Origin of the sequence: Rhodoplanes sp., from assembly GCF_013377085.1 — a bacterium.
Classification (GTDB): Bacteria; Pseudomonadota; Alphaproteobacteria; order Rhizobiales; family Xanthobacteraceae; genus Rhodoplanes.
Window position 1 is genome coordinate 98209 of the sequence record NZ_JACAAX010000015.1, and the last position, 24317, is coordinate 122525.

A 24317-nucleotide genomic window follows, 5' to 3' on the forward strand; every position below is an offset into this window, starting at 1 on the left:
TTTTCGCAAAAATGCTTTGTTCGCAGGATGATGGATCGCCGGGTCAAGCCCGGCGATGACGACGGTGGGGAAGGCGCTCTTTTTGCCGTACCACCAGATGGTCTCGACAAAACGAGATCTGTGCATCCCGTAGGTCGACGGCTGGGGACGGCGCTTTGCTCCCGGGTATCAAGTGTCAGATCTGATCACGAGGCTCGGCCGCAACGGACCAGACTCGCGCCGTCGTCCCGAGGTTTGCTCCGCTTGCACCTCATCCAATCTTCGTGGTCATCGACCTTCATGGTCATTGCCGGGGTTGACCCGTGGCTGTCCTGTTCAGCGTAACGAGTGACGGCGAATATCGTTGCGCCTTGCGAACGACGCGTCGTTTTCCGAAAGGACGACATGGAGTCCGCGGGCAACAGTCTTGGCCGTCGCCCGCGCCGGCGGACGACCCGTTACTCGCCGTGAAGATGATGCTCCGACGGATTCGCTGGGATTACTGGGTGCTCCGCCTTCGCGGAGCACGACGACCGAGAGGCGGAGCCGGACAGCCGTGGGCTTGATTCGGCAATCCATCGAACTTCGAAATCAGCTTGATTCAATCGATGGATTGCCGGGTCGAGTCCGCGAATGACGAGTCGGCGTTTCTGATGAGCGGGATCACTCCGCGTTCAGAAACTCGCGCAGGATCGGCAGCGCCAGGTCGGGGCGCTCCAGCACCGAGGCGTGGCGGGTGCCCGGGATGGCGGCCGGCCTGGCGTTCGGGATGGTGGCGGCGAGCCAGTGGGCGGCTTCGACGAAGCTCGGCGCATCGTCGCTGCCCCACACGACGAGGGTCCGCGCGACGATGCGGGGCGCCTCGGCCAACAGGTCGGCGGACGCCAGCGCCTCGCAGGCGAGCGCATAGCCCTCGTCGTTGCTGCGGGCGAGCGTGGCGCGCACCTGTCGGACCGCCGGCCCGTCCTCCCGCAGCGCAGCTTCAGAGAACCAGATCGGCAGCAGGTCGTCGACGAGCGCTGCGACGCCGCGCGACCGTGCGGCGGCGGCGCGCGCCGTGAACATCGCCCGCATCTCGGCCGTGTAGCGCGGGATCGTGTCGATCAGCACCAACCGGTCGACCAGGGCCGGGAAATGCGCGGCGAAATGCTGGGCGACCAGGCCGCCGAGCGAGATGCCGGCGACATGGGCGCGGCCGATATGCTGGGCGCGAAAGAGGTCGGCGAGCTGCTGCGACAGGTCCTCGACGCCGTAGGGCTCGGCCGGTGCCGGGGTCGCGCCGTGGCCCGGCAGGTCGTAGCTCACCAGCCGAAAGCTGTCGGCGAGCGGCGCGGCGAAATCCCAGAAGGTGTGGTCGGCCCCGAGCCCGTGCAGCATGACGAGCGGCGTCCCGTATCCGGAGGCGTGCAACACGATGGGGCCGGTCGGCAGATCGGTCATGCGGGCGACCATGGAGCTGGGGGCGCGGGCGGCAAAGCCCGCCGGGTCGGACGGCCCGCAATCGGGCTCGCCTCGGGGAACGAAATCTGCTTCCTTGCTGGCCTGTCGACTAGCACATCGGTCCGCGTCCCGTCACCACTCGCAGCCTCATGTCAAAACCCCCTCTCGCCGGCGTTCGTGTTCTCGAGCTCGCCCGCATTCTCGCCGGGCCCTGGGCCGGGCAGCTCCTCGCCGACCTCGGCGCCGAGGTGATCAAGGTCGAGCGGCCGGAGGTCGGCGACGACACCAGGACCTGGGGGCCGCCTTTCGTCGCCGACCGCGACGGCGGGGCGCGCGACGCCGCCTATTATCATTCGACCAATCGCGGCAAGCGCTCGGTCGAGGCCGACTTCGAGACCGCGGAGGGGCGCGCCCTCATCATCGCGCTCGCCCGCGAGGCCGACGTCCTGATCGAGAACTTCAAGCTCGGGGGCCTCGCCCGCCACGGCCTCGACTACGACAGCCTCAAGGCCGTCAATCCGCGCCTGATCTACTGCTCGATCACCGGCTTCGGCCAGACCGGGCCGTATGCGGCGCGGGCCGGCTACGACTACCTGATCCAGGCGATGGGCGGCATCATGCACCTCACCGGTGCGCCCGACGGCGAGCCGATGAAGATCGGCGTCGCCTTCGCCGACATCTTCACCGGCCTCTATGCGACGGTGGCGATCCAGGCGGCTCTGGCGGAACGGGCCACGAGTGGCCTCGGCCAGCATATCGACATGGCGCTGCTCGACTCGATGGTCGGGGTGCTGGCCAACCAGGCGCTCAACTACCTGGTCTCCGGGCGGTCGCCGGCCCGGATGGGCAATGCGCATCCGAACATCGTGCCCTATCAGGTGTTCCCGGCCGCCGACGGGCATCTGGTCATCGCGGTCGGCAATGACGGCCAGTACCGCCGCCTGTGCGAGGTGCTGGCGGCGCCCGAGCTCGCCGCCGATCCGCGCTTCGCCTCCAATGCCGGGCGGGTGGCGGCGCGCAGCGAGCTCACGGCGGTGCTGTCGCGATTGACCGCGGCGCGCTCGCGCGACGAGCTCCTGTCGGCGCTGGAACGGGTCGGCGTGCCGGCCGGGCCGATCCACGACGTCGCCGAGGTGTTCGCCGATCCGCAGGTGGTCGCCCGCGCCATGCGGGTCGACCTCCCGGCTCCCGAGGCGGCCGCCGGCAGCATACCGGGTGTGCGCACGCCGATCATGCTGTCGCGCACGCCGCTGGCCTACGGCTCGCCGTCGCCGCGGCTCGGCGCCGACACGGCCGACGTGGAGGCGCGCCGCGCCGCCGGACGGCCGCTGTTCCGCAGCTCCGGCGATTAGGGTTCAGCCCAGAGCCGCCCGCCGAACCAAAACCATTGGGCCGGACGCGTCTCGCCGCCGGCCCAGGGATACAAAAAAGTCACCGACAGAGAATTCAGGAACCCGGGGAAACCGCGAAAGTGCAATCGACAGCCCGGCCCTGATCGTGGCAAGAACGGAACAGTTATGCACAAGTGGTGCGGCGATTCGCCGGGCCGCCTTGCGACCAGAGACCTTACGGTCGTTCCCACCCTGCGGTCCGACAGTTTTATCACAATGCGTAATACTCGTCGCTCTTTCCTCTACCATGACGTGGCTACCGCGCTGCGCGCCCGGATCGCTCGCGGGACCTATCCGGCGGGTGAGCGCCTGCCGAGCCTCAGCGAGCTGATGGACGAGTTCGAGGTCAGCGCCATCACGATCCGGCGTGCCCTGACCGAGCTCACCTACGAGGGGCTGATCCGCGGGCACCAGGGCCTCGGCGTGTTCGTCAAGGAGAAGCCGCGCATCCATCGGGTGCTGGCCGGCGACCCCGACCGCTCGATCGGCGACGAGATCGCCCGCGCCGGCTTCACGCCGCGGCTCGAGGAGATCGGCTTCAGCGAGATCACGGCCGACGACGACGTCGCGGCGCGCCTGCGGGTGCCGCGTGGCGCCAAGCTGTTCATGCACCAGAAGCTCACCTTCGCCAACGACGAGCCGGTGGCGCTGCATAGCTGGCGGTTTCGGCCGCGCCTCGCCAAGCAGCTCCGTGAGGACCTGTCGACCCAGTTCATCTTTCCGCTTCTGAAGAAGCGGAAGATCGAGGTCGACAATCTGCGCTGCGAGTTCTCCTCCACGGTGCTGGGCGAGGAGCAGTCGTCCTTCTTCGGCCTGCCCGCCGGGTCGCCGATGATGCGGGTCGACTACACGATGACCACCAAGGCCGGCGCTCCGGTCATCATCGGCGTCACGCTCGCCCGCGCCGACCGCTTCACCTTCGAGGTGAACCTGCCGCAGCGCCGCGGCCGGCGATAGGCCTCAGGCTCGCCCCGCACCCGCCCGCTCCGCGAAGGCCGCCGCAAGCGCCGCGCGGTTCGGAGCGACGACGCCGCGCTCGGTGATCAGGCCGGTGACGAGCCGCGCCGGCGTGACGTCGAAGCCGTAGTTCGCGGCCGTCACGCCGTCCGGCGCGATCCGCACCGTCTCGATGCGGCCGTCCGCGGTCTTGCCGGCGATCTCGGTCACCTCCTCGGCCCCGCGCTCCTCGATCGGGATTTCGGCGACGCCGTCCACGACGGCGAAGTCGAGCGTGGGGGAGGGCAGCGCCACGTAGAACGGCACGCCGTTGTCGTGCGCCGCCAGCGCCTTCAGATAGGTGCCGATCTTGTTGCAGACGTCGCCCTGCGCCGTCACCCGGTCGGTGCCGACGATCACCAGGTCGACCTTGCCGTGCTGCATCAGGTGGCCGCCGGTGTTGTCGGCGATCAGGGTGCAGGGCACGCCGTGCCGGGAGAGCTCCCAGGCGGTGAGCGAGGCGCCCTGGTTGCGCGGCCGCGTCTCGTCGACCCACACATGCAGCGGGATGCCGCGCTCGTGCGCCGTGTAGATCGGCGCCAGCGCCGTGCCCCAGTCGACGGCGGCGAGCCAGCCGGCATTGCAGTGGGTGAGGATCTCGACCCGCTCGCCGACCTTGCGGCGGGCGGTCGCCTCGATCAGTGCGCCGCCGTGGCGGCCGATCGCCTGGTTGATGGCCACGTCCTCCTCGGCGATCTCGCCGGCGCGCGCATAGGCGGCCGCGACCCGGGCCTCGCGCGGAAGATGGCGCACCGCCGCCGTCATCTCGCCCAGCGCCCAGCGCAGATTGATGGCGGTCGGCCGGGTTTTCGCCAGCGTGTCGCAGGCGGCGTCGAGGGCGGCGTCGGACGCGTCCTCGCGCAGCGCGAGACAGACGCCGTAGGCGGCCGCCACCCCGATCAAGGGAGCGCCCCGCACCAGCATGGCGCGGATCGCGTGCGCCGCCTGGTCGAGGGTCTCCAGCCGCATGGTCTCGAACCGGTGCGGCAGCCGGGTCTGGTCGATGATCCCGACCGCCCAGCCGTCGGGCTCGAGCCAGATGGTCCGCATGGGCCTGCCGTCGACTTTCATGGGTCTCGTTCCCGGCGCTGGAAGGGGGCCCCAGGGTCATAATGGGGCCGGCCGGCGATGGGAAGGGCGGGGCGGGGCGGGGCCGGCGAGACGCCGGCGGCGGCCGCGCGGCGTCCGGCGGCTCGCCGCGGCGGGCGTCCCCGGCCGGGTTGCCGGGCCGGCCCCGATCGGCTATCTAGGCCGCAACGCGCCCGTAGCTCAGCTGGATAGAGCGTTGCCCTCCGAAGGCAAAGGTCACACGTTCGAATCGTGTCGGGCGCGCCAGCGAAGCCAATCACTTATGCTTCGCTCCGCCAGCGGTCTGTGGTGGGACAGCGGCCGTAGAGCCACCGAGAGCCGGCCGTCCGCCTTCGGACGAGCGATGCTTCCGGACCCGCGGAGCGCGCTTGGGGCGTCACGCCGCTGATACGCCGGTCGGTCGTCCAGCCATGAGCCGAGCGCAACCACCCGCCGGCTGTCCTCGCGCCGCACAGCGTGGATCAGGCGCCACCGGTTCGTCGTCCTTCTGTTCGGCTCGCGCCACACTCCGGAGCGCCGTCCAGCCGACGGGTCACTGCTTGATACAATTCCGAACGAAGCGCTGTCGCTTCGCGAAGTGCAGCTTCTGCTGATCGGCTTGCGCGTTGCAGTCGGCTCGTTTTTGTCTCCGCGCAGCCGCACTCTTGGGCGCAAGCTGCTTTTGAAGCTCTGGGTTCGCCGTTGTCGCTGCGCTCGGCACTGTGTTGGGGGCTGGCGTTTGTCCGTACACCGGCACGAGCAGAGCGAAGACGATGGCAGCCGAAAACGGGAGCGTGCGTATCATTCGACCCTCTTCATTCTGTTCTAGAGTCAGATCGCATGGAGCCACCCGACAATATGGCGAAATGATCAGCAAGCGCAATGCGCGTGGAACGGGGGCACGTTCAAGCTCGCGCCGACGCCCACGGCCGGTCGCGTGCGAGCACCCGGATATCAATGCCGAAATCCGAGAAGGCTCGGCCGTCCTGCCGATGGTCGCGTCCCGGTCGCCTGAAGCCGAGGTCTCGCTCGCTCGTGCCGCGCGTGAAGGGCGAACCTCCTTCACGCAGCGAAAATTCCACAAAGCGACAATGGCAGTCGGTTCCGCGGTTGCGTCCGGGGCCGCATTCATCCGTCGCTCCCCGCTCCGCCCCCGCCGTGCTACACCGCCAGCCAGGGCGCGCCGGCGGGGCCGGCCCCAAAAATCCACGGACGCGACATGAACATCGGCGACAGTCCGCTGCTGACGGACCTCTATCAGCTCAACATGATGCAGGCCTATCTGGCGAACGGCTTGAGCGGCACGGCAGCGTTCGAGCTGTTCGTGCGCCGGTTGCCGCCGGGCCGCTCCTTCATGATGGCGGCGGGCCTGGAGCAGGTGGTGGCCTGGCTGGAGGGCTTTCGCTTCGCGCCCGACGAGCTCGCCTATCTCGAGCGCACCGGCCGGTTCGACGCAAAAATGCTCGACTACCTGGCGGACCTGCGCTTCACCGGCGACGTCGACGCCATGCCGGAAGGCACGGTGTTCTTTCCCAACGAGCCGATCCTGCGGGTCGTGGCGCCGCTGCCGCTCGCCCAGCTCCTCGAATCGCGGCTCATCAACCTGATGCAGTTCCAGAGCCTGATCGCCACCAAGGCGGCCCGGGTGATGCTGGCCGCGCCCGGCAAGGTTCTGGTCGATTTCGGCTTCCGCCGCGCCCACGGGGCCGAGGCCGGGCTGATGGCGGCGCGCGCCAGCTATGTCGCCGGCTTCGCCGGCACCGCCACGGTGCTGGCCGAGATGCTGTGGGGCATCCCGATCTACGGCACCATGGCGCATTCCTACGTGCAGGCGCACGAGGACGAGATCGCCGCCTTCGAGAGCTTCGCCCGTGCCCGGCCCGACAATCTGACGCTGCTGATCGACACCTACGATCCGGTCGCGGCGGCCAAAAAGGTCGTCGCCCTGGCGCCGAAGCTGGCGCGCGACGGCATCACGATTCAATCGGTGCGCATCGACTCGGGCGATCTCGTCGCGCTGTCCCGCGGCGTGCGGCAGGTGCTCGACGAAGGCGGCTGCCGGGACGTGAAGGTGTTCGTCAGCGGCGGGCTCGACGAGGAGTCGATCGCGGCGATCGTCAAGGCCGGCGCGCCGATCGCCGGCTACGGGGTCGGCACCGCGCTGACCACCTCGCAGGACCAGCCCGTGCTCGACATCGTCTACAAGCTTCAGGAATACGACGGCGTGGGGCGGCGCAAGCGCTCGGCCGACAAGCAGACCTTTCCGGGCCGCAAGCAGGTGTGGCGCCGCCACGCCGCCGACGGCACGCTGGCCGGTGACGTCATCTCGCTCGTCGGCGACCGGCAGGAGGGCGAGACCCTGCTGGCCCCGGTGATGCGCGACGGAGTCGGGGTGCGGCACGACCCGAGCCTGGCCGAGATCCGCGCCCGCGCCGCCGCCGGACTCGCGGCGCTGCCGGCCGCGCTTCGCGACGTGTCGACGCCGGGCGCCTACCCGGTGGCGATCGGCGAGGCGCTGACGGCCCTGACGGCCGAGGTCGACCGCCGCATCGCCGCGCACGGGTAGGGGCTCGTCATGTATGGACGGCGCGACAGCGCCGGGCCCGGACTCCAGCGCCGGAAACATGATGGGTTGGGTTGGATTCCGGATTCCCGGCTTCGCCGCTCCCCGGAACGACCGCGCCCGCAAGTCTCTCTTAACGGGCGTACGTTAACGTTGCCGACTGGGGAACGCCGGCCGCCACGGGCGCGCCGGGGAGGGCGCGTACGGCCGTTCCGGTGCCGCAATTTTGCTCGCGGGCGTCGGAACGCCACCGCAAAATCGCCGTTGTAAGTCGCCTATATGTGCGCCCGCAGCCTCGCGGGGCGGAAACCGTGGCCGGTGGCATGGATGTGATCCTGGTAAAGATCCTCGCGGCGTTCCTGGCCCTCAGCCAGGTCGCGATCCGGCCGGAGACGATCAGGACCGAGTTCGACCGGACCGGCGACCAGGCCGCGGTCGTGCAGATCCTGCGCGACGGCTGCGCCCACATGCGCAAGGCCTTCGACATCGAGTCGATCGACATCGACGGGCTGATCTCGACGGCGCTGGAGGATCCGCAGGCCTTCACGGGCGAGATCAAGGCGTTCAAGGGCCTCGACTTCGCCGCGCTGCCGCCGCTCTACCGCCAGCTCTGCAAGAACGAGGACGTGACCAATTCGCCTGCCGACATCGGCGCCGTGATCGACTGGTACAACAAGGCCGTCGCCGACCTGCCCGACCCCCGCAAGCTCAAGGGCTTCAGGCCGTCCGGCACCTCGACCGTGCTGGACGCCAAGGGCGGCCGTTTCGCCGAGGTGTTCGAGCCGGACAACCGCCGTGTCTGGGTGCCGCTCGCCGAGATTCCCGAGCACGTCCAGAAGGCCTTCGTGGCCGCCGAGGACAAGCGCTTCTATCAGCACAAGGGCATCGACGAGCGCGGCCTGATCCGCGCCATGGTCGGCAACCTCGCCCGGCCCGGCCGGCCGCAGGGCGGCTCGACCATCACGCAGCAGGTGGTGAAGAACCTTTTGGTCGGCGACGACCTCACCTACGAGCGCAAGGTGCGCGAGATGATCGTCGCGGCGCGGCTCGAGCAGACGCTGACCAAGCCCGAGATCCTCGAGCTCTATCTCAACTCGATCTTCCTCGGCCGCGGCTCGTGGGGCATCGAGCTGGCCGCGCGGAGCTGGTTCGGCAAGCCGGCCTCGGCGCTGACGCTGGCCGAAGGCGCCGCGCTCGCCGGCCTCACCAAGGGGCCGAGCTACTACAGCCCAGACCGCCATCCCGAGCGGGCGCAAGAGCGCCTCTCCTATGTGCTCACGAGGCTGCAGGAGGACGGCACCATCACGCCCGAGCAGGCGACCGCCGCCCGCGCCGGCGGCGTCAAATATGCGGCCTATGAGCGGCTGACCCGCACCAGCGGCTTCCACGTGCTCGACCACATCGCCCGCGAGGCGCGCTCGCTCCCCGGCGTGGCGCCGCTGACGGTGGCGTCCTCGACGGTGCGCTCGACCATCAATCCGGACCTGCAGAAGGCGACCGAGGCCGCGCTCCAGGAAGGCCTGTCGCGTTACGAGGCGAACACCGGGCGGGCCCAGTTCTTCGGCCCGGAGCTGAACCTCGCCGTCGCCATCCAGAAGCTGCAGGCGGCCTCGGGGGCGCCGCAAGCCGCCCCGCCCGCCGCGGCGCCGCAACCCGTCGCACAGCCCGGGTCCGCCGGCCGCGCCGCGAAGAGCAAGGCTGCTCCTCCGGTCGTCGCCCCGGCGCCGCCCGCGGCGCCCTGGCAGGAGGCCTTGAAGGCCGCCCGGATGCCGCTCTACGACGTTCACTGGACGCCCGCCGTGGTGATCCAGAAGGGCTCGGACACGATCAAGGTCGGCCTCGCCGACGGACGCGTGCTGGCGCTCTCCGGCGCCACGGCCCCGATCCGTCGGACGCTGGCGCTCTACGACGTCGTCTATGTGAAGGCGAGCGACGGCAACAAGGGCGCCCGCGCCGATCTCCGCATCCGGCCGATCGTGCAGGGGGCCGCCCTGGTGCTGGAGAACAAGACTGGCCGCATCCTCGCGATGACGGGCGGCTTCTCCTATCCGCTGAGCCAGATCAACCGCACCACCCAGACGGCGCGCCAGCCCGGCTCGGCGTTCAAGCCGTTCACCTATCTGGCCGCCCTGCACAAGGGCCTGCAGCCCAACACGCTGGTGCGCGACGAGCCGATCACCCTGCCGCCGGTCGGCAACAGCGCGTCGGCGCGCGACCGCGACTACTGGACGCCGAAGAACTACGAGGGCGGCTCGTCCGGCATCCTGACCCTGCGGCTCGGCCTCGAATACTCGAAGAACCTGGTGACGGCGCAGCTCCTCGACGGCGGCATTTCGTCCGATCCGACCCAGAGCCTCGGCAAGGTGTGCGAGCTGGCGCTGGAGGCGCAGGTCTACCGCGACTGCGTCGGCTACTATCCGTTCGTGCTCGGGGCGCAGCCGGTGCGGCTGATCGACCTCGCCGCCTTCTATGCGGCGATCGCCAGCGAGGGCATGCGGCCCGCCCCCTACGCGGTCGAATCGGTCGAGGAGCAGGGCAAGGTGGTGTTCCGCCACACCGGCGAGTCTCGCGCGCTCGCCGGCGGTGACCGCGTCGCCTTCGTGCAGCTCCGCAGCATGATGCAGGGCGTGCTGGCGCGCGGCACCGCGCGGGCGATCTCCAGCATGTCGCCCTATGTGGCCGGCAAGACCGGCACCAGCGACGACGAGAACGACGCCTGGTTCGTCGGCTTCTCCAACGACGTCACCATCGCCGTGTGGGTCGGCTACGACAATGCCGACGGCAAGCGCCGCACGCTCGGCGGCGGGCAGACCGGCGGCTCGGTCGCGGTGCCGATCTTCACCTCGATCATCGACACGGTGTGGGGCACGGCCTTCAAGAAGGTGCCGCTGGCGCCGCCCTCGCCGCAGGCGCAGCGGCAGCTCATCGCCCTGCCGATCGACCTGCGCAGCGGCAACCGCCTGTCCGAGCGGGTGCCCGGCGCCTTCACCGAGTATTTCCGGCTCGACCGCTCGGGTCAGCTCGCCGACACCCAGTACGACATGGTCTCGGCCAGCGAGGTCGCCACCCAGGCCTACCGCGATCCGAACGACGGCGAGCTGTTCGGCTACGGCACCGGCAACTATCCCTACGGCTCCGGCACCTACGGTTCGGGCGGCGTCGCTCAGAGCCCGTTCCAGGGCTTCCCGTTCGGCTACCAGACCCCCCACCAGCAGCGGCAGCCGCCCACCTATCAGGGCCAGTCGCCCTATTACGGACAGGGCGTGCGGCCGCCGCCGCAATCCCCCGGCGGCCTGTTCGGCCAGCTCGGACGGCCGTTCGGGAGCGATCCCCGCTATCGCGACCCCGGCCGCGAGGGCTATCCTGCCCAGCGGGTCGACCCGCAATATCCTTACGCGGAACGCGACCGGTACTGGTGATCCCCATGAGGTTGACGCGACTTGTCCCTGCGGCGGCAGTTCTGGCCGCCGTCCTCGTCGCGGCGGTGCCGGCCGCGGCGGCCGACTTCCGCATCCAGGACGTCGCCGACATCACCAAGGTGGCGCCGGGCTCGCTTCCGCCCGGCACCATCGCCTTCGCGGACCACCGCACCGACGATCTCGCCGACCCGAAGACCGGGCTGATCCGGTTTTCCGACTGGGCTCATGCGCGGCCGCTGCAGAAGCAGCTCCTCGCCCTCTATCCGGGCTACGAGGAGCCGAGCGTCACCACCACGGTGAACGGTGTCGCCAAGACCCAGAAGCGCAAGCTGCACATGTATGTCGCCGACGCCCGCTTCGAGCTGGCCCGGCCGGCCGCGAGCCTCGATCTCGCCCGCTTCGCCACGCTGGCGACGCTGGAGAAGATGGACCCGGCCATCAAGCATCGCCTGATCGGGCCGAACGACGTGATCCCCAACAAGGACGCCAAGCTCTCCGGCCACAACCCGACCCGCCGCTGGTGCGAGAACGCCACCACGGTGATCTGCATCCAGTCACGCTACCAGTTCGAGGGCAAGCTGCCGGCCGCCATCATGCTGCTCAACAAGCTGCGCGACAGCGGCAAGCAGGTCGCCGACCACATCGAGTTCCAGAGTGAGCTGCGCATCGTGCCGCCGGCCGAGATCGATCAGGCGGCATTCGCCAAGCTGACCGGCGTCGACACCCCGGTCGCCGCGGCGCTCGAGCAGACAATCGTGCACGTCAACCAGATCATGCAGTTCGGCAAGGTGCTCGCGGTGGTGCAGCCGAGCCCGGTCGACCCCGGCCGCACCATCGCCAGCACCTTCGTGGCGCTCGCGGTCGAGAGCGACCTGTTCGAGAAGCGCAAGGAGCTCGAGGGCGTCCCGGTGCTGCGCAACATGGTTCCGGCCCAAGTGCTGGCCGGCAACAGCTCGTTCAACACCGGCACGTCGATCAGCGCCGGGCTGCCGAGCTACTCGCGCAACCGTATCGAGGCGATCGCCGCCGCCTTGAGCGCCCGCTGACGCGTTCCTCGTCCCGAGGCCTGCCCTCGTCCGATCGTGGAGCCAGGACGCAGGCTTGTTGTCCTTGCGCCGCTTCATCTCTAAATCAGGCTCGGTGCGCGCTCCGTCGACCCTCGGCGCGCGCCGCGTGCGGTCGCGCGCCGCACCGGGGAGATGCCGATGCCGTCCTCCGGCGATTGGAAGATTCCGCCGGCCGCCCAGCCGAAGGCGGAAGGCTACAAGTTCGACCTCGAGCGCGCGCTGAGCGCGGTCGTCGGCCTGCGCGCCGAGGTGCCGGCCGACGCCACCACGGCCGAGACGCTCGGCACCGAGCGGGCCGGCCACGGCGTCGTCATCCGCGAGAGCGGCATCGTCCTCACCATCGGCTACCTGATCACCGAGGCGGAGACCGTGTGGCTGCGCACGGCGGACGGCCGCGTCGTGCCGGGGCACGCGCTCGCCTTCGATCACGAGACCGGCTTCGGCCTGGTGCAGGCGCTCGCCCGGCTCGACCTGCCGGCGCTGCCGCTCGGCCGCTCGTCCGATCTTCTGGTCGGCGAGCATGCGGTCCTGGCCGCCGCCGGCGGGCGGCAGCGCGCCGTTTCGGCCCGCATTGTCGCCCGCCAGGAGTTCGCCGGCTACTGGGAGTATCTGCTCGACGACGCGATCTTCACGGCGCCGGCCCACCCGAGCTGGGGCGGCACGGCGCTGATCAACGCGGCCGGCGAGCTGGTCGGCATCGGCTCGCTCCATCTCGAGCAGCGCCGCGACCCCGACACTGTGTTTCACGTCAACATGATCGTGCCGACCGACCTCTTGTCGCCGGTGCTCGGCGATCTCCTCACTCAGGGCCGGCCGAACCGGCCGCCGCGCCCCTGGCTCGGCGTCTATGCGACCGAGCTGGACGACAAGCTGGTGGTGGTCGGGGTGGCGAGCGGCAGCCCGGCCCAGCGCGCCGATCTGCGGCCCGGCGACGAACTCCTCACCGTCGCCGACGCGCCCGTGACGACGCTCGCCGAGCTGTTCCGCCGCATCTGGTCGCTCGGGCCGGCCGGCGTCGAGGTGCCCGTCACGGTGATGCGGGACGGCCGCATGCTCGCCTTGCGCGCCGCCTCGGGCGACCGCATGCGGTTCCTGCGCACGCCGCGCCTGCACTGATACCAAAAGCAACGGACACCGACCCGTCGGTCGTCACCGCCGGACTTGATCCGGCGGTCCATCTCCTTGAAACAACAGTTTTTCCAGGATGGATTCGCGGGTCGAGCCCGCGAATGACAAGTCGAGAAGTCGGTGCCGTTGACATGAGGGCGTCAAACGGCCGGGAAGCGGTCCAGAATGGCGATCACCTCGGCATCGTCGACTTGGCGGAAATCGTCGTAGAACGCCCCGATCGCCGAGAACACGGCGGGCCGCTCGAGGCAGACGATGGCGTCCACCTCGTCGCGCATCTCGCGCAGCGTGCCGCGTGCGCCGACCGGAACGGCCAGCACCAGCCGGGCGGGATGCCGCCGCCGCACCGCCCGGAGCGCCGCGCGCGCCGTCGCGCCGGTGGCGAGCCCGTCGTCGACCACGATGGTGGCGCGTCCGCGCACGTCGATGCGCGGGCGGTCGCGCAGATAGCGGCTCCGCCGCCGCTCGATCTCGATCAGCTCGGCCGCGCAGGCGGTCGCGAAGGTCGCATCGTCGATGCCGCACTCGGCGATCACGTCCTCGTTGCGCAGGACGATCGGGCTGTCGCCGTCGACCACGGCCCCCATGGCGAGCTCGGGCTGTTGCGGCAGGCCGATCTTGCGGGCGATCACCAGGTCCAGCGGGGCGTCGAGCGCCGCCGCGATCTCGGCCGCCACCGGGACGCCGCCGCGCGGCAGCGCCAGAACCACGGGCCGTGCCGCCGTGCAGCCGCGCAACGCGACGGCGAGGCGCCGGCCGGCATCGCTGCGATCGGTGAACACCGCGTCCTCCTTCGGTTCGCCGCGGGCCGCGCCCCGGGGAGGGAGGCGCTGCGGCCTAAAGCGTGTCGATCAGCCGGACGCCGCGCTCGGTGAGCGCCGAGCGGGTGGCGGCAACCGAGCCGTCGACGTCGATGCCGCGGCATCCCTCCTCGACCACGACCACGTCGAAGCCTGCCAGGCGTGCGTCCTCGGCCGAGTAGCGGACGCAGAAATCGAAGGCGAGGCCGACCACGACCACCCGCGCAAAACCGCGTTCGCGCAGATAGCCGCCGAGCCCGGTCGGGGTGCGGTGGTCGTTCTCGTAGAAGGCCGAGTAGGAGTCGATCTCGCGGCGGAAGCCCTTGCGCAGCATCAGCGCGGCATGGGGGATCATCAGCCCTGGAGGGAAGGCGGCGCCCGCGGTCTCCTGCACGCAATGGTCCGGCCACAGGATCTGCGGCCCGTAGTCGAGCGCGACCTGGTCGAAAGGCAGCTTTCCGGCATGCGACGAGGCGAACGAGCGATGCGCCGGCGGATGCCAGTCCTGGGTCAGCACCACATGGCGGAATTTTTCGGCGAGCCGCATCACCACCGGCACGACGGCATCGCCGTCGGCGACCGGCAGGGCGCCGCCGGGGCAGAAGTCGTTCTGGACGTCGACCACCAGCAAAACATCACGATCGCCGATCACAGCGTCGAACCCAGGTCCCATCTCGCACCTCGCAGGGGCGCTGCCGGCCGGCACGCGCCCCCGCAATTATGGATCAATGCGACAGCAGGCAACAGACCGGGCTGTGGCCGAGCAGTCCGCGGGTGACGCCGCCGAACATCCATTCACCCAGCCGGCTGTGGCCGTAGCCGCCGGCGACGATCAGGTCGATCCGTTCCTCGCGGGCGATGCGGATCAGCTCGTCGGTCGCCGTGCCGTTGCCGTGCACCGTGATGCCCGCCGCCATGGCGATCCGGTGCCGTGCCAGGTAGCGGGCGAGATCATCGAGATCCTCCTGGGCCGCCGGCTCGGCGCCCGCCGGGCAGACCTCGACGGCCATGATACGGTCGGCCTCGTGCAGGAACGGCAGGGCGTCGACGAGGGCGCGCCGCGCCTCGCGGGTGTCCTTCCAGGCGATCATGATGCGGTTCGGCACCAATGTATCGACAGTGTCCGGCACCACCAGCACGGGACGTCCGGCCCGCAGGATGACGGTGCCGGGATCGACGGACCGGAACACGTCGTCGGGTTGCTGTCCGCCGCCGATCACGATCAGGTCGGCGGCGCGCGCCGCGCGGGCCAAAACCTCGACCGGGAAGTCGAGGGCGGCACGCCACTCGACCGGCCGGTTGGTGGCTCCGACCTCGGTGCGGAACCGGGCGCCGAGGCGGCCGAGTTCCTCCATCATGGCCGCCTTCTCCTCCTCGGTCGGGCCGACGTCGACGACGAGGCCCTCGGCCGCGAAGGGCGGCCGCGGACCCCAGCCGGTGATCCCGATCAGGGTGGCGTGAAAACGCTCGCCGAGGCCGCTTGCCAGACGCACGCGGGCGTCCGAGGCCTCGTCGACGCCGACATGAACCATTACGGTCGCATAGGACATGGCTCGCTCCTCGCCTCGTTCGGCGGCGCGCCCGGTATCCCCCTGTCCCCCACGCCGGTCCGCCCGGCGCCTCGGCCTGCTCGGTCAGCGACCGACCTCTCACGCGCCCCACTTCTCACGTCTCTCTGGGAACCCTCACGCCTCCTTGGGCGTGATCGAGATGGTCTTCTCGGCCTTGGGCGGCTCCGCCGCCTTGGGCAGCGTGACGGTCAGCACACCGTTCGCGAAGGTCGCCGCGATGGCGTCCTCCTGGATCCCGTCGGGGAGCTGGAACGAGCGCTGGAACGACCCGAAGCGGCGCTCGGCGACGTGATAGCCCTTGCGGGTCTCCTCGCGCTCCTCCTTCTTCTCGCCCTTGAGCGTCAGGATGCCGTTGGCGAGCTTCACCTCCAGGTCCGCCGGCGCGATGCCGGGCAGCTCGGCCACGATCTCGAACGCCTTGTCCTTCTCGATCAGGTCGACGGCGGGCTTGCGGGCGCCGGCTTCGTCGCCCAGCAGCATAGGCCGCATGGCGAAGAAAGCACTGCCGAGCGGCCCGCCCAGTCCCCAGCCGCGTCCGAAATCCTCGAACAGGCGGTCCATCTGGCGATGCAGCGTCTCGAACGGCTCCCACTCGCGCGTCACGCGCGACTCGGGCCGTGTCTCCGCAACGGCCTGCGGGACAGGCGCCTGCGGCACTCTCTCGGCTTCGGCCATGACGTGTCTCCTTTTCGAATCGTCTCGGAATTCTCCTTTCAGGCCTCGCCGACCTGTGGCGAGGCTACGCCATCAGGATAGGCCGGTGCCTCCGCGGGGTATTGACGGGGGTCAATTCCGGCGTCGAGCGGAGTCGTCAACGCATTGATTGGAAATAAAATAAACACTTGAAACCCCGCCGGGGGCGATCGCCCCGGCGCAGGTCGGGCCGTGACTGGTGCGCGGCGAGGGAGCGTCGCGCGAGGCCCGTCAGATCGTCGAGCCGGCCTTGTCGACGCTCGCCGAGAAGCTGGCGGCGAGCGGCTTTGCCGCCTCGCTCATCAGCTTCTGGCTGCACGACCACAGCTCCTTGCTCTGGGCGGCCGCGGCCTCGATCCGGCGAGCGGCGAAGCGGGTCGACAGCTCGATGACGTCGGGCAGCGATTTCGCCTCCGCCATCTCGGCCGCGAAGTCGAAGCCGGCATTGATGTTCGCCTGCACGGCCGCGAACATCTTCATGCCGAGCTCGGTGCTGCCGTGCACGGCTCCGGCGTAGCTCTGCTCGAGCACGTCCTCGGCCTCCTCGGTGCTTTCGGCGATCTGCTCGTAGCCTTCCTTCATCTGCTCCAGGCCGTCGACCGCGACGATGCGGAAGCCGGACGGAAGCTCGAGCGGCGGCAGCTCGGTCTTGTCGCTGACGACGGGCTCGCACGGAGACACTGCTGACATGGCATCCTCCTCGAGACCAAGCCCTCGGTTCCCGCCGAGGGGCGGTTCAGGCATGCAGGCGCTTCAACGTCCTGCGGTCGCGCAACACGATGCGGCGGCAGGTCGGAACCGCGATGGCCCCCGTGCTCTCGAGCTGGGTCAGGGTGCGCGAGATCGTCTCGATGGTCAGCCCGAGATAGTCGGCGATGTCCTGACGCGACATCGGCAACTCGATCTCGTCGACGACACCCATCCGCTCCGCCATCTCCAGGAGGAAGCAGGCGACCCGTTCCTGGGCGCTGCGGATCAGCACCAGCATGTGGGTCTGCACCCGCTGCAGCTCGTGCGCCGTCAGGGCCCACAGGAGATGCGCCATGCCGTGGTCGGCGTCGGCGAGCGACACCAGGGCGCTGCGCTTGACCACCAGGAAGACCGAGCGGGTGACGGCCTCGGCCGAGCAGTGATGGAGGTCCGCGGCTTCGAGGCCGAACACCTCGCCGGGCAGATAGAAGGCGCTGATCTGGCGACGGCCGTCGTTGAGGACCTTGTAGGTCCGCGCCGCGCCCGACACCACCTTGTAGACGTAGGAGGTCGGCTCGCCCTCGCCGAAGATTTCGGCGTTCCGGGTGTAGCCCATCCGTACCCCGAGCAGGTCGAAGGTGCCGTCGCCGTCGCCGCTCGGGTCCGCAGCCCACCGATCCAGCGGTTTCGCCGGGTGGTTTGCGCTCAGGGTCTGCGCGTTCTGCATCAGCACGGCGCGGACTCCTTCAAGGAGCGGGGTGCGGCTGGTAGGAACCTAGGCAAGCGGACGACAAGGAGAAATTCGGGTAGTGTCCCTAAGGGCTCTCCCGGAGGCGGACGGTCCGGAAGCGGGCGATGGCGCAGATCGAGCGGGTAGCGGAGGAGCCGGCACCCGGCGCGGAGGGGCGAGCGCCGGACGGCTTCCGCCTGGACGGTTCGCATCCGGGCGGCGCCGGGCCCGACGACTCGCCGGCGGCGGAGCCGGGTCACGGCGCGGGCGACCGGACGATCTGGTATGCGGCGGCCATCATCCTGACGCTGCTCGCCTACATGCTGCATCTGGCGGTCAGGTGGCTCACCGCCGAGCAGGCCGATCTGGTCTTCATGGTGCCGCCCGTCCTGGTCGCCGGCGCGCTCGGCGGCCTCGGACCGGGGCTCGCCGCCACCCTTCTCGCGCTGCTGTTGCACGTGCTGCCGTTCAGCGTTCCGCTCGGCCCGGCCGGCCCGGCCCTGGTGACGGCCGCCGCCTTCGGACTGATCGGCCTCGGCATGGCGGTGTTCGGCGAGCGCCTGCGCCTCGCCCGCGACGAGGCGGCGTCGCGCACCCGCGGCCAGATGGCGCGCGAGGCACATCTGCAATCGATCCTGGCCAACGTGCCGGACGCCGTGATCATTGCCGACGAGCACGGCACCATCGAGCTGTTCAGCTCCGCGGCGGAGCGGCTGTTCGGCTACGCGGCCGGCGAGGTGACGGGCAAGAATCTGAGCGTGCTGATGCCGCCGCCATACAGCGACGCCCACGGCGCCCATGTCGACCGCTATCGGCGCACCGGCGAGCGGCACATCATCGGGGTCGGTCGGATGGTGGTCGGCGAGCGCAAGGACGGTTCGACCTTCCCGATCGCCCTGACGGTCGGCGAGATGCGGTCGCACGGCCGGCGGTTCTTCACCGGCTTCGTGCGCGACCTCACCGAGCGGCAGGAGACCGAGGCGCGGCTGCAGCGCCTGCAGTCGGAGCTCGTGCATGTGTCGCGGCTCACCGCCATGGGCGAGATGGCGTCGGCGCTCGCCCACGAGCTCAACCAGCCGCTCTCCGCCATCGCCAATTATCTCGCCGGCTCGCGCCGCCTGCTGGCGCAGCCCGGCGAGGACAATCTCGCGATGGTGCGCGAGGCGGTCGACGCCGCCGTCGAGCAGTCGCTGCGGGCCGGCCAGATCATCCGCCGGCTGCGCGACTTCGTCGCCAACCGCGAGGCCGAGAAGCGGGTCGAGAACCTCAAGACCCTGATCGAGGAGGCCAGCGCGCTGGCGCTGGTCGGTGCCAAGGAGATCGGCGTGCGGGTGCGGCTGCGGCTCGATCCGGCGGCCGACCGCGTGTTCGTCGACAAGGTCCAGATCCAGCAGGTGATGCTCAACCTGATGCGCAACGCCATCGAGGCGATGGAGACGTCGCCGCAGCGCGTCCTCACGGTGGCGACCTCGCCGGGGCCCGACCGCACCGTCCTGGTCGAGGTGACGGACACCGGCTCGGGCATCGCGCCCGAGATCGCCGGCCAGCTCTTCCAGCCCTTCGCCACCACCAAGATCTACGGCATGGGCATCGGGCTCTCGATCTCGCGCACCATCGTCGAGGGCCACGACGGTCGCATCTGGGCGGATCCCTGCCCTGGCGGCGGCGCGTCGTTCCGGTTTACACTGCCGGCCGTGGTGGGCGAGGAGCTGGGCGATGTCGGCTGACCCGGTCATTCATGTCATCGACGACGACGAATCCGTCCGCCGGTCGCTCGACTTCCTGCTGCGCGCCGCCGGCCACAAGACCTGCACCTACGAGACGGCGCTCGCCTTCCTCAACGCGCTGCCCGACGTCGCCTCCGGCTGCATCGTCACCGACGTGAAGATGCCGGAGGTGAGCGGCGTCGACCTCCTCAAGCGATTGCGGGCCATGCATGTGCGCCTGCCCGTGATCGTCATCACGGGCCATGCCGACGTGCCGATGGCCGTCGAGGCGATGAAGAACGGTGCGATCGATTTTTTGGAGAAGCCGTTCGACGACGAGGTGCTGCTCGCCTCGGTGCGCACCGCGCTCGCTGCCGCCGAGAGCGTGGCCGAGCGCGAGGCGACACAGCGCGAGCTGCAGCAGCGCATCGCCGCGCTGTCGCGGCGCGAGCGCGAGGTGCTGGAGGGGCTGGTCGCCGGCAAGGCCAACAAGACCATCGCCTGGGATCTCGGCATCAGCCCGCGCACCGTCGAGATCTACCGCGCCAATGTGATGACCAAGATGCGCGCCGTCAGCCTCTCCGAGCTGGTGCGCATGACCATGCTGGCCGAGTTCGCCGGCGCGGAGCAGCCGGCCGGCTCCGGCGACGTCGCCGGTTGAGCGATGATCCGGGGTTGCCGCCGGCTTTTTGAGCGGCGTCAAGACGCCGCCTCTCCTTTGCGCTCTTCTCACCAGCGAGCCGCCGCACGCGGGTCACCGGGATGACGGTGGCCGAGGGTCGGCATGGCGGCCGGACGGCGGCCGGAGCACCGATGCCGGTGCGGCCGAGTGCGGAGCTGCGGCGCATCGTCATGACGCGAGACAGCCAGGACGACCCTTCGCTCCCGACCATCGTCGTCGTCAACGACGATTCGGCGCTGCGCCACGCGTTGCGCTTCGCGCTCGGGGTCGAGGGCTTCGCGGTCAGGACCTTCGCCAAGGGCGAGGACCTGCTCGGCTCCTCCGACCTGACCGATCTCGCCTGCGTGGTGACGGATGCGCGGCTTCCCGACATGTCGGGCCTCGATCTCGTGGCGCAACTGCGCCGGCAGCGGGACCGCCTTCCTGCCATCCTGCTCACCACCGATCCGAGCCTGCGACTGCGCCGCGAGGCGGAGGACGCCGGCGTCGCCCTGATCGAGCAGCCGTTGCGCGGCGACAGCGTCGTCAACGTCGTCGTCGCGCTCCTGTCCGGTATGGCCCGCACGGATCCGCAGTCCCGCCACTGCAAGGTGTGAGGGCGCGAGGATCGTCCGCGGCGCGACCCCTGCGGTATCGGCGTGCCGCTTGCCACCGCTCGGCGCTTTGCGTCACAGTCGCCCCCAAATCGTGCGGCGCCACGCGGCTCGCACCACGGGGGATCTGATCATGCCATCGACCCTGCCGGCTTCGATGCGGACGTCGATGCGGGCCTGGCGCTCGCTCGCGCCCGGGCTCGACGCCCTCGCGCTCGTCGAGGTGCCACGGCCGGAGCCCGGGCCGAACGAGATGCTGGTGCGGGTCGAGGCGGCGGCGCTCAACTTCGCCGACCTGCTGATGGTCGACGACCGTTATCAGGTGCGCCCGCAGCGGCCGTTCACGATGGGCCAGGAAATGGCCGGCACGGTGGTCGCGGCCGGACCCGGCGCCACCTTCGAGGTCGGCGCCCGCGTCGCCGGCAAGGCGGAGGCCGGCGCTTTCGCCGAGTACGCCGTGATGGGCCAAAACCTCGCCATGCGGGTGCCGGACGGCGTCGCCGCCGCCACCGCGGCGGCGATGCCGGTCGTCTACACCACGGCCCTGGTGGCGCTGACCGAGAGCACCGTGGTGGTGCCCGGCGAGCGCGTGCTGGTGACGGCGGCGGCCGGCGGCTTCGGGCTCGCGGCCGTCGAGGTCGCCCGGTCGCTCGGCGCCTTCGTGATCGCGGCGGCCGGCGGCGCCGACAAATGCGCGCTCGCCCGCGCCCACGGCGCCGATGCCGCGATCGACTACCGGAGCGAGAACCTCGCCGACGCCGTCAAGGCGCTGACCGACGGGCGCGGCGTCGACGTGCTGGTCGATGCGGTCGGTGGCGACGCCAAGGATCTTTTACGCCTGCTCGCCTGGGGCGGACGCTTCCTCGTCACCGGCTTCGCCGGCGGCACCATTCCGCAGATCCCGGCCAACCGCCTGCTGCTGCGGCGCCTGTCGGCGATCGGCGTCTATTTCCGTCCCGAGCACGACGGGCCGATGTTGGCGCGGGTCGCCGCTCGCCTCTCGGATCTCGCCGCGCGCGGTGCCGTCCGGCCGCATGTCGGCGCCGTGCACGCCTTCGACGCCTTGCCGGCCGCGCTGGCCGCCCTGCGCGACCGCGGCACCACGGGCAAGCTGATTTTGCAGGTTGCGGCGGACGGGGGTCAGCGAGTGGATAGAACCTGACGCTTGTGGTCCCGTTCGCCCGCGATCTGACGCGAAGGCCGACGGCAGAGGAATGCCAATAGCTGCTGTTGTTTAATGTAGTCAGGTTGAATCTCAACGTATCGCAGTCTACTCTAAGAAATATTTATAAATATCCAATTATATCATATCTTTAGCACCACGTCATAGGCGGCAGTTACTGGTTTAAGCAGCACTTCTTGTATCTCTTTCCGCTCCCGCAAGGGCAAGGCTCGTTTCGTCCGAGTTTTTGCTTTCGCCGTCTCGGAAGCAACGCAGTGAGCGGAACCGAAGGCTTTCTTGGCCAAGCTTTGAGAGCCTCTTCCATGTTTGGATCAACCCTCCACTTTTGCTCGATAACCAAGGCACCTCTGATGCGGCCGTTTCCGGGAGAGAGTAGAATTCCGTACCAAACGTCTGATTTTGTGTCGTATTTTCTCAAGCGACAGTGAATGGATAAGCGCTCTCGTGCCAACTCTTCGGGCAGCGAATTTACATGAAGAGTAAAACCGGATTCGTCCGTCTCGGATCGCACAGAAAGGTCATGTTGTTTGCCGTCTTTGGCTGCGGACTGCACCAGCCCGTCGATACCGGCATTGATATGTTTCGCGGCGTCGGAACTGAACTGCAGGAATAGCATCCCCAAGCCCACGAGCTCGGGTGTAGCGTTTGCCTCAATCTCGGAGAGTAGTCTCCCTATGGGCGACCCCTCAAAGCGGGTTAAAATACCCTTTGGGGTCCTCTCACCGGGAACTCCCGCCCTGCGAGTATGCATGGCTATATCCAGAGAGCTAGTAAAGTCGTCACCGAGGTTGACCATGTCATAATTGTCTTCCAACCAAAGATTATGTTTAAGGTGATAGCCTAAAATTGTAAGCTCTTGATTCACGATGAGTTGCTTGTCAAATCGAGCTCTTAATGCCAGATAGTTGAAAAAATGCAATGGTGACTCTAGTATCTCCGTCAGAACATCCATAAAAAACACATCAGTAATTATAGGGGGTTGTATGGCTTCCGAAGCATGAATTTCGAGGAACTGCCGAGCCTGTGCAGCTAATGCAGGATAATGGTCCGACACTATACATAGTGGAAATATTTTTCTAGGTATTCTAGAAATATTGATTTCATCGCCTGTCGGCAGCGTAAGTTTATATTCATTGCTTAACAGGCTCTTTGAGCACGAGAGAGCTTGCTCATATGCTTCATGAATTGCCTTCTTAAAATCTTCCTTCAACTGAAGATCGTTTCCTTTGCGCGCTTCGATTGTCAGTCGTTTTGATTTAGTCTGCACAATAAGAGCTTGGTCGCCGTATAAAACCAAGACATCAGCCTCAGTGAAGCGGTCTTTTCCCTTGTAGATATCGACATTGCGAAATACGTGCTGTGGACCGAAGACGCGAGATAAGCGGTCTGCCACGAAGTTTTCGGCGAATGCGCCACGATTCTTTGATGCAGTTGCATTGTATGATTTGTCGCGATTCATCCAAAAGAACGGCGTTTCATACAGGGCTTCAAGGAAGCTATACATTTGAAATAATAAATATGGACCGGCGGATAGCTTGATTATAGGAGCGGCATTGATCTCATTAAAAGCGCTTAGGCTTGAGAATGATGCGTTTGCCGTATCCGGATCAATGCAGAATGCGGAAACGATTCGCTCAATCTTCTTAATCTCGATACCTGTTAGCGCCTGTAACTCTTGAGTATCAAACAAAAACGCTGGCAGAAAGGTCCATTGATCGGGTGGCCGTGCCTTCATTGACTCGCGAAGGTAGATAAATTTTTGTAGGTGCAACTTGCCGAACGCCTGGGCAACTAGACAGGCTTCACCAATTGTGAAGCCAACATGCAGTTCAAGCCAATCGTTATCAGCTTTGTATTTTGATTGTGCCAGTTCTTCGTATTGAAAATGATAAGCTGAATCACCACCATAGAAAATGGGTTCGCGTAGGCCCTCTGCGGTGCTGAACGGGTCAATTCGAGTTGATTCGCGCGGATCACGCACCATTGCTTCAAATGCCGCCGCCCACGGCTTCTGGAGGCTCATGTGCATTTCGAAAAGAAGTATTTCCGATTGAGAAATGTAAGTTTGAATGACTTGAGGCTGAGGGATATCGACGTCGATCTTGCCCTTTGCCATCAGGCCTACAAGCGTTGAGATCTCAATTGTTGATAACCGATCGTGAGAGTACAGGTGCTGCATGTCTTTTTCAGTAATTAGGTCTCCTGAATAACGAATCAGATTATCGCGCCAACAAAAGTATGCAATTGCGTGAGCGTATCCCGGTGAGCAGCAAAGTCTTTGCAGTTCATCAAATATTTCGGTTTCGTTGCGGGCGGTCTGCGGAGTTATATTCTCTCTATCCATGAGCTAATGGCCATCTGTTGCTTCTCGCCGATAGGCCTAATGTCAATTTATCAGACGGTGCCGCCTATCGAACGCGCCTTAAGCTGACAGCGAATCCTGCAGTCCGTCGGTAGAGGCATCTATACTACATTCTGAAGGTCTGCTCAGGGTCAAATGCGGACCCATCGATGCCCGGGAGCGGAGTTCTGCCCCCGGGTACTAAGCGTCAGATTTGCCCCACTAGGGTCGGGACTCAATTGAGCCACCAAGCGACGGTCGCGGCCAGGATGGCGCC

At 67.8% G+C, this 24317-nt stretch carries 19 protein-coding genes and 1 tRNA gene; 11 read left to right on the forward strand and 9 right to left on the reverse strand.

Annotated elements, in window-relative coordinates:
• Nucleotides 1–642: 642 nt before the first annotated feature.
• Nucleotides 643–1419: an alpha/beta fold hydrolase gene (locus HXX10_RS12885; RefSeq protein ID WP_296522675.1), complete on the reverse strand. Its 777-nt coding sequence runs from the start codon at nucleotides 1417–1419 to the stop codon at nucleotides 643–645.
• A 149-nt stretch (nucleotides 1420–1568) separates the two neighbouring features.
• On the opposite strand from HXX10_RS12885, the gene HXX10_RS12890 reads away from it, so the two are divergent.
• Both HXX10_RS12890 and HXX10_RS12895 read left to right on the forward strand, forming a co-directional pair.
• Entirely contained in the window at nucleotides 1569–2771 is a 1203-nt protein-coding gene (locus HXX10_RS12890) for a CaiB/BaiF CoA-transferase family protein (protein WP_296522677.1), read from the forward strand.
• 255 nt (nucleotides 2772–3026) lie between these two features.
• Nucleotides 3027–3767, forward strand: a complete 741-nt coding sequence (locus HXX10_RS12895) for a GntR family transcriptional regulator (RefSeq protein WP_296522679.1) — start codon at nucleotides 3027–3029, stop codon at nucleotides 3765–3767.
• 3 nt (nucleotides 3768–3770) lie between these two features.
• Here the strand turns inward: HXX10_RS12895 and mtnA are convergent, their stop codons facing one another.
• Nucleotides 3771–4877, reverse strand: coding sequence for an S-methyl-5-thioribose-1-phosphate isomerase (gene mtnA, locus HXX10_RS12900; RefSeq protein WP_296522681.1), 1107 nt, complete (start codon nucleotides 4875–4877; stop codon nucleotides 3771–3773).
• A 187-nt stretch (nucleotides 4878–5064) separates the two neighbouring features.
• Between mtnA and HXX10_RS12905 the strand changes: the two genes are divergently transcribed.
• The 5 genes from HXX10_RS12905 (at nucleotide 5065) to HXX10_RS12925 (ending at nucleotide 13039) form a co-directional block, all read left to right on the forward strand.
• A tRNA-Arg gene (locus HXX10_RS12905) sits at nucleotides 5065–5141 on the forward strand.
• 952 nt (nucleotides 5142–6093) lie between these two features.
• Nucleotides 6094–7440, forward strand: coding sequence for a nicotinate phosphoribosyltransferase (locus HXX10_RS12910; RefSeq protein WP_296522683.1), 1347 nt, complete (start codon nucleotides 6094–6096; stop codon nucleotides 7438–7440).
• 320 nt (nucleotides 7441–7760) lie between these two features.
• Entirely contained in the window at nucleotides 7761–10856 is a 3096-nt protein-coding gene (locus HXX10_RS12915) for a transglycosylase domain-containing protein (RefSeq protein WP_296522685.1), read from the forward strand.
• Nucleotides 10857–10861: 5 nt separating this feature from the next.
• Nucleotides 10862–11902 (forward strand): hypothetical protein, encoded by a 1041-nt coding sequence (locus HXX10_RS12920; RefSeq protein WP_296522687.1) that lies wholly within the window; start codon nucleotides 10862–10864, stop codon nucleotides 11900–11902.
• 159 nt (nucleotides 11903–12061) lie between these two features.
• A complete protein-coding gene (locus tag HXX10_RS12925; protein ID WP_296522688.1) occupies nucleotides 12062–13039 on the forward strand; it encodes a S1C family serine protease in 978 nt (325 codons plus the stop codon).
• Nucleotides 13040–13191: 152 nt separating this feature from the next.
• Here the strand turns inward: HXX10_RS12925 and HXX10_RS12930 are convergent, their stop codons facing one another.
• The 6 genes from HXX10_RS12930 to HXX10_RS12955 form a co-directional block, all read right to left on the reverse strand.
• Nucleotides 13192–13833, reverse strand: coding sequence for a phosphoribosyltransferase (locus HXX10_RS12930; RefSeq protein WP_296522689.1), 642 nt, complete (start codon nucleotides 13831–13833; stop codon nucleotides 13192–13194).
• Between the two features lie 55 nt (nucleotides 13834–13888).
• Nucleotides 13889–14524: a bifunctional nicotinamidase/pyrazinamidase gene (gene pncA, locus HXX10_RS12935; RefSeq protein WP_296522691.1), complete on the reverse strand. Its 636-nt coding sequence runs from the start codon at nucleotides 14522–14524 to the stop codon at nucleotides 13889–13891.
• Nucleotides 14525–14576: 52 nt separating this feature from the next.
• Nucleotides 14577–15401 (reverse strand): universal stress protein, encoded by an 825-nt coding sequence (locus HXX10_RS12940; protein WP_296522693.1) that lies wholly within the window; start codon nucleotides 15399–15401, stop codon nucleotides 14577–14579.
• A gap of 135 nt (nucleotides 15402–15536) precedes the next feature.
• Nucleotides 15537–16097, reverse strand: a complete 561-nt coding sequence (locus HXX10_RS12945) for an Hsp20/alpha crystallin family protein (RefSeq protein ID WP_296522695.1) — start codon at nucleotides 16095–16097, stop codon at nucleotides 15537–15539.
• A gap of 249 nt (nucleotides 16098–16346) precedes the next feature.
• On the reverse strand, nucleotides 16347–16805 hold the full coding sequence (locus tag HXX10_RS12950; protein WP_296522713.1) for a phasin family protein: 459 nt from the start codon (nucleotides 16803–16805) through the stop codon (nucleotides 16347–16349).
• Nucleotides 16806–16851: 46 nt separating this feature from the next.
• Nucleotides 16852–17532 (reverse strand): helix-turn-helix domain-containing protein, encoded by a 681-nt coding sequence (locus HXX10_RS12955; protein WP_296522728.1) that lies wholly within the window; start codon nucleotides 17530–17532, stop codon nucleotides 16852–16854.
• Nucleotides 17533–17660: 128 nt separating this feature from the next.
• Between HXX10_RS12955 and HXX10_RS12960 the strand changes: the two genes are divergently transcribed.
• The 4 genes from HXX10_RS12960 to HXX10_RS12975 all read left to right on the forward strand — a co-directional run bounded on the left by HXX10_RS12960 (nucleotide 17661) and on the right by HXX10_RS12975 (nucleotide 21678).
• A complete protein-coding gene (locus HXX10_RS12960) occupies nucleotides 17661–19262 on the forward strand; it encodes a PAS domain-containing sensor histidine kinase (RefSeq protein WP_296522715.1) in 1602 nt (533 codons plus the stop codon).
• Nucleotides 19252–19902: a response regulator FixJ gene (gene fixJ / locus HXX10_RS12965; RefSeq protein ID WP_296522718.1), complete on the forward strand. Its 651-nt coding sequence runs from the start codon at nucleotides 19252–19254 to the stop codon at nucleotides 19900–19902. Before HXX10_RS12960 ends, fixJ begins: the two co-directional genes overlap by 11 nt.
• 152 nt (nucleotides 19903–20054) lie before the next feature.
• A complete protein-coding gene (locus tag HXX10_RS12970) occupies nucleotides 20055–20519 on the forward strand; it encodes a response regulator (protein ID WP_296522720.1) in 465 nt (154 codons plus the stop codon).
• A gap of 130 nt (nucleotides 20520–20649) precedes the next feature.
• Nucleotides 20650–21678, forward strand: a complete 1029-nt coding sequence (locus HXX10_RS12975; RefSeq protein ID WP_296522722.1) for an NADPH:quinone oxidoreductase family protein — start codon at nucleotides 20650–20652, stop codon at nucleotides 21676–21678.
• A gap of 175 nt (nucleotides 21679–21853) precedes the next feature.
• Here HXX10_RS12975 and HXX10_RS12980 read toward each other — a convergent pair whose 3' ends face one another.
• A complete protein-coding gene (locus HXX10_RS12980) occupies nucleotides 21854–24043 on the reverse strand; it encodes an SEC-C metal-binding domain-containing protein (RefSeq protein ID WP_296522724.1) in 2190 nt (729 codons plus the stop codon).
• Nucleotides 24044–24317 lie beyond the last annotated feature (274 nt).

What these genes read in the sequence shown, in the direction of transcription:
- HXX10_RS12885 (WP_296522675.1), bottom strand. Translation starts at nt 1,419, where the DNA reads ATGACCGATCTGCCGACCGGCCCCATCGTGTTGCACGCCTCCGGATAC.
- HXX10_RS12890 (WP_296522677.1), top strand. Translation starts at nt 1,569, where the DNA reads ATGTCAAAACCCCCTCTCGCCGGCGTTCGTGTTCTCGAGCTCGCCCGC.
- HXX10_RS12895 (WP_296522679.1), top strand. Translation starts at nt 3,027, where the DNA reads ATGCGTAATACTCGTCGCTCTTTCCTCTACCATGACGTGGCTACCGCG.
- mtnA (WP_296522681.1), bottom strand. Translation starts at nt 4,877, where the DNA reads ATGAAAGTCGACGGCAGGCCCATGCGGACCATCTGGCTCGAGCCCGAC.
- HXX10_RS12910 (WP_296522683.1), top strand. Translation starts at nt 6,094, where the DNA reads ATGAACATCGGCGACAGTCCGCTGCTGACGGACCTCTATCAGCTCAAC.
- HXX10_RS12915 (WP_296522685.1), top strand. Translation starts at nt 7,761, where the DNA reads ATGGATGTGATCCTGGTAAAGATCCTCGCGGCGTTCCTGGCCCTCAGC.
- HXX10_RS12920 (WP_296522687.1), top strand. Translation starts at nt 10,862, where the DNA reads ATGAGGTTGACGCGACTTGTCCCTGCGGCGGCAGTTCTGGCCGCCGTC.
- HXX10_RS12925 (WP_296522688.1), top strand. Translation starts at nt 12,062, where the DNA reads ATGCCGTCCTCCGGCGATTGGAAGATTCCGCCGGCCGCCCAGCCGAAG.
- pncA (WP_296522691.1), bottom strand. Translation starts at nt 14,524, where the DNA reads ATGGGACCTGGGTTCGACGCTGTGATCGGCGATCGTGATGTTTTGCTG.
- HXX10_RS12940 (WP_296522693.1), bottom strand. Translation starts at nt 15,401, where the DNA reads ATGTCCTATGCGACCGTAATGGTTCATGTCGGCGTCGACGAGGCCTCG.
- HXX10_RS12945 (WP_296522695.1), bottom strand. Translation starts at nt 16,097, where the DNA reads ATGGCCGAAGCCGAGAGAGTGCCGCAGGCGCCTGTCCCGCAGGCCGTT.
- HXX10_RS12950 (WP_296522713.1), bottom strand. Translation starts at nt 16,805, where the DNA reads ATGTCAGCAGTGTCTCCGTGCGAGCCCGTCGTCAGCGACAAGACCGAG.
- HXX10_RS12955 (WP_296522728.1), bottom strand. Translation starts at nt 17,532, where the DNA reads ATGCAGAACGCGCAGACCCTGAGCGCAAACCACCCGGCGAAACCGCTG.
- HXX10_RS12960 (WP_296522715.1), top strand. Translation starts at nt 17,661, where the DNA reads ATGGCGCAGATCGAGCGGGTAGCGGAGGAGCCGGCACCCGGCGCGGAG.
- fixJ (WP_296522718.1), top strand. Translation starts at nt 19,252, where the DNA reads ATGTCGGCTGACCCGGTCATTCATGTCATCGACGACGACGAATCCGTC.
- HXX10_RS12970 (WP_296522720.1), top strand. Translation starts at nt 20,055, where the DNA reads ATGCCGGTGCGGCCGAGTGCGGAGCTGCGGCGCATCGTCATGACGCGA.
- HXX10_RS12975 (WP_296522722.1), top strand. Translation starts at nt 20,650, where the DNA reads ATGCCATCGACCCTGCCGGCTTCGATGCGGACGTCGATGCGGGCCTGG.
- HXX10_RS12980 (WP_296522724.1), bottom strand. Translation starts at nt 24,043, where the DNA reads ATGGATAGAGAGAATATAACTCCGCAGACCGCCCGCAACGAAACCGAA.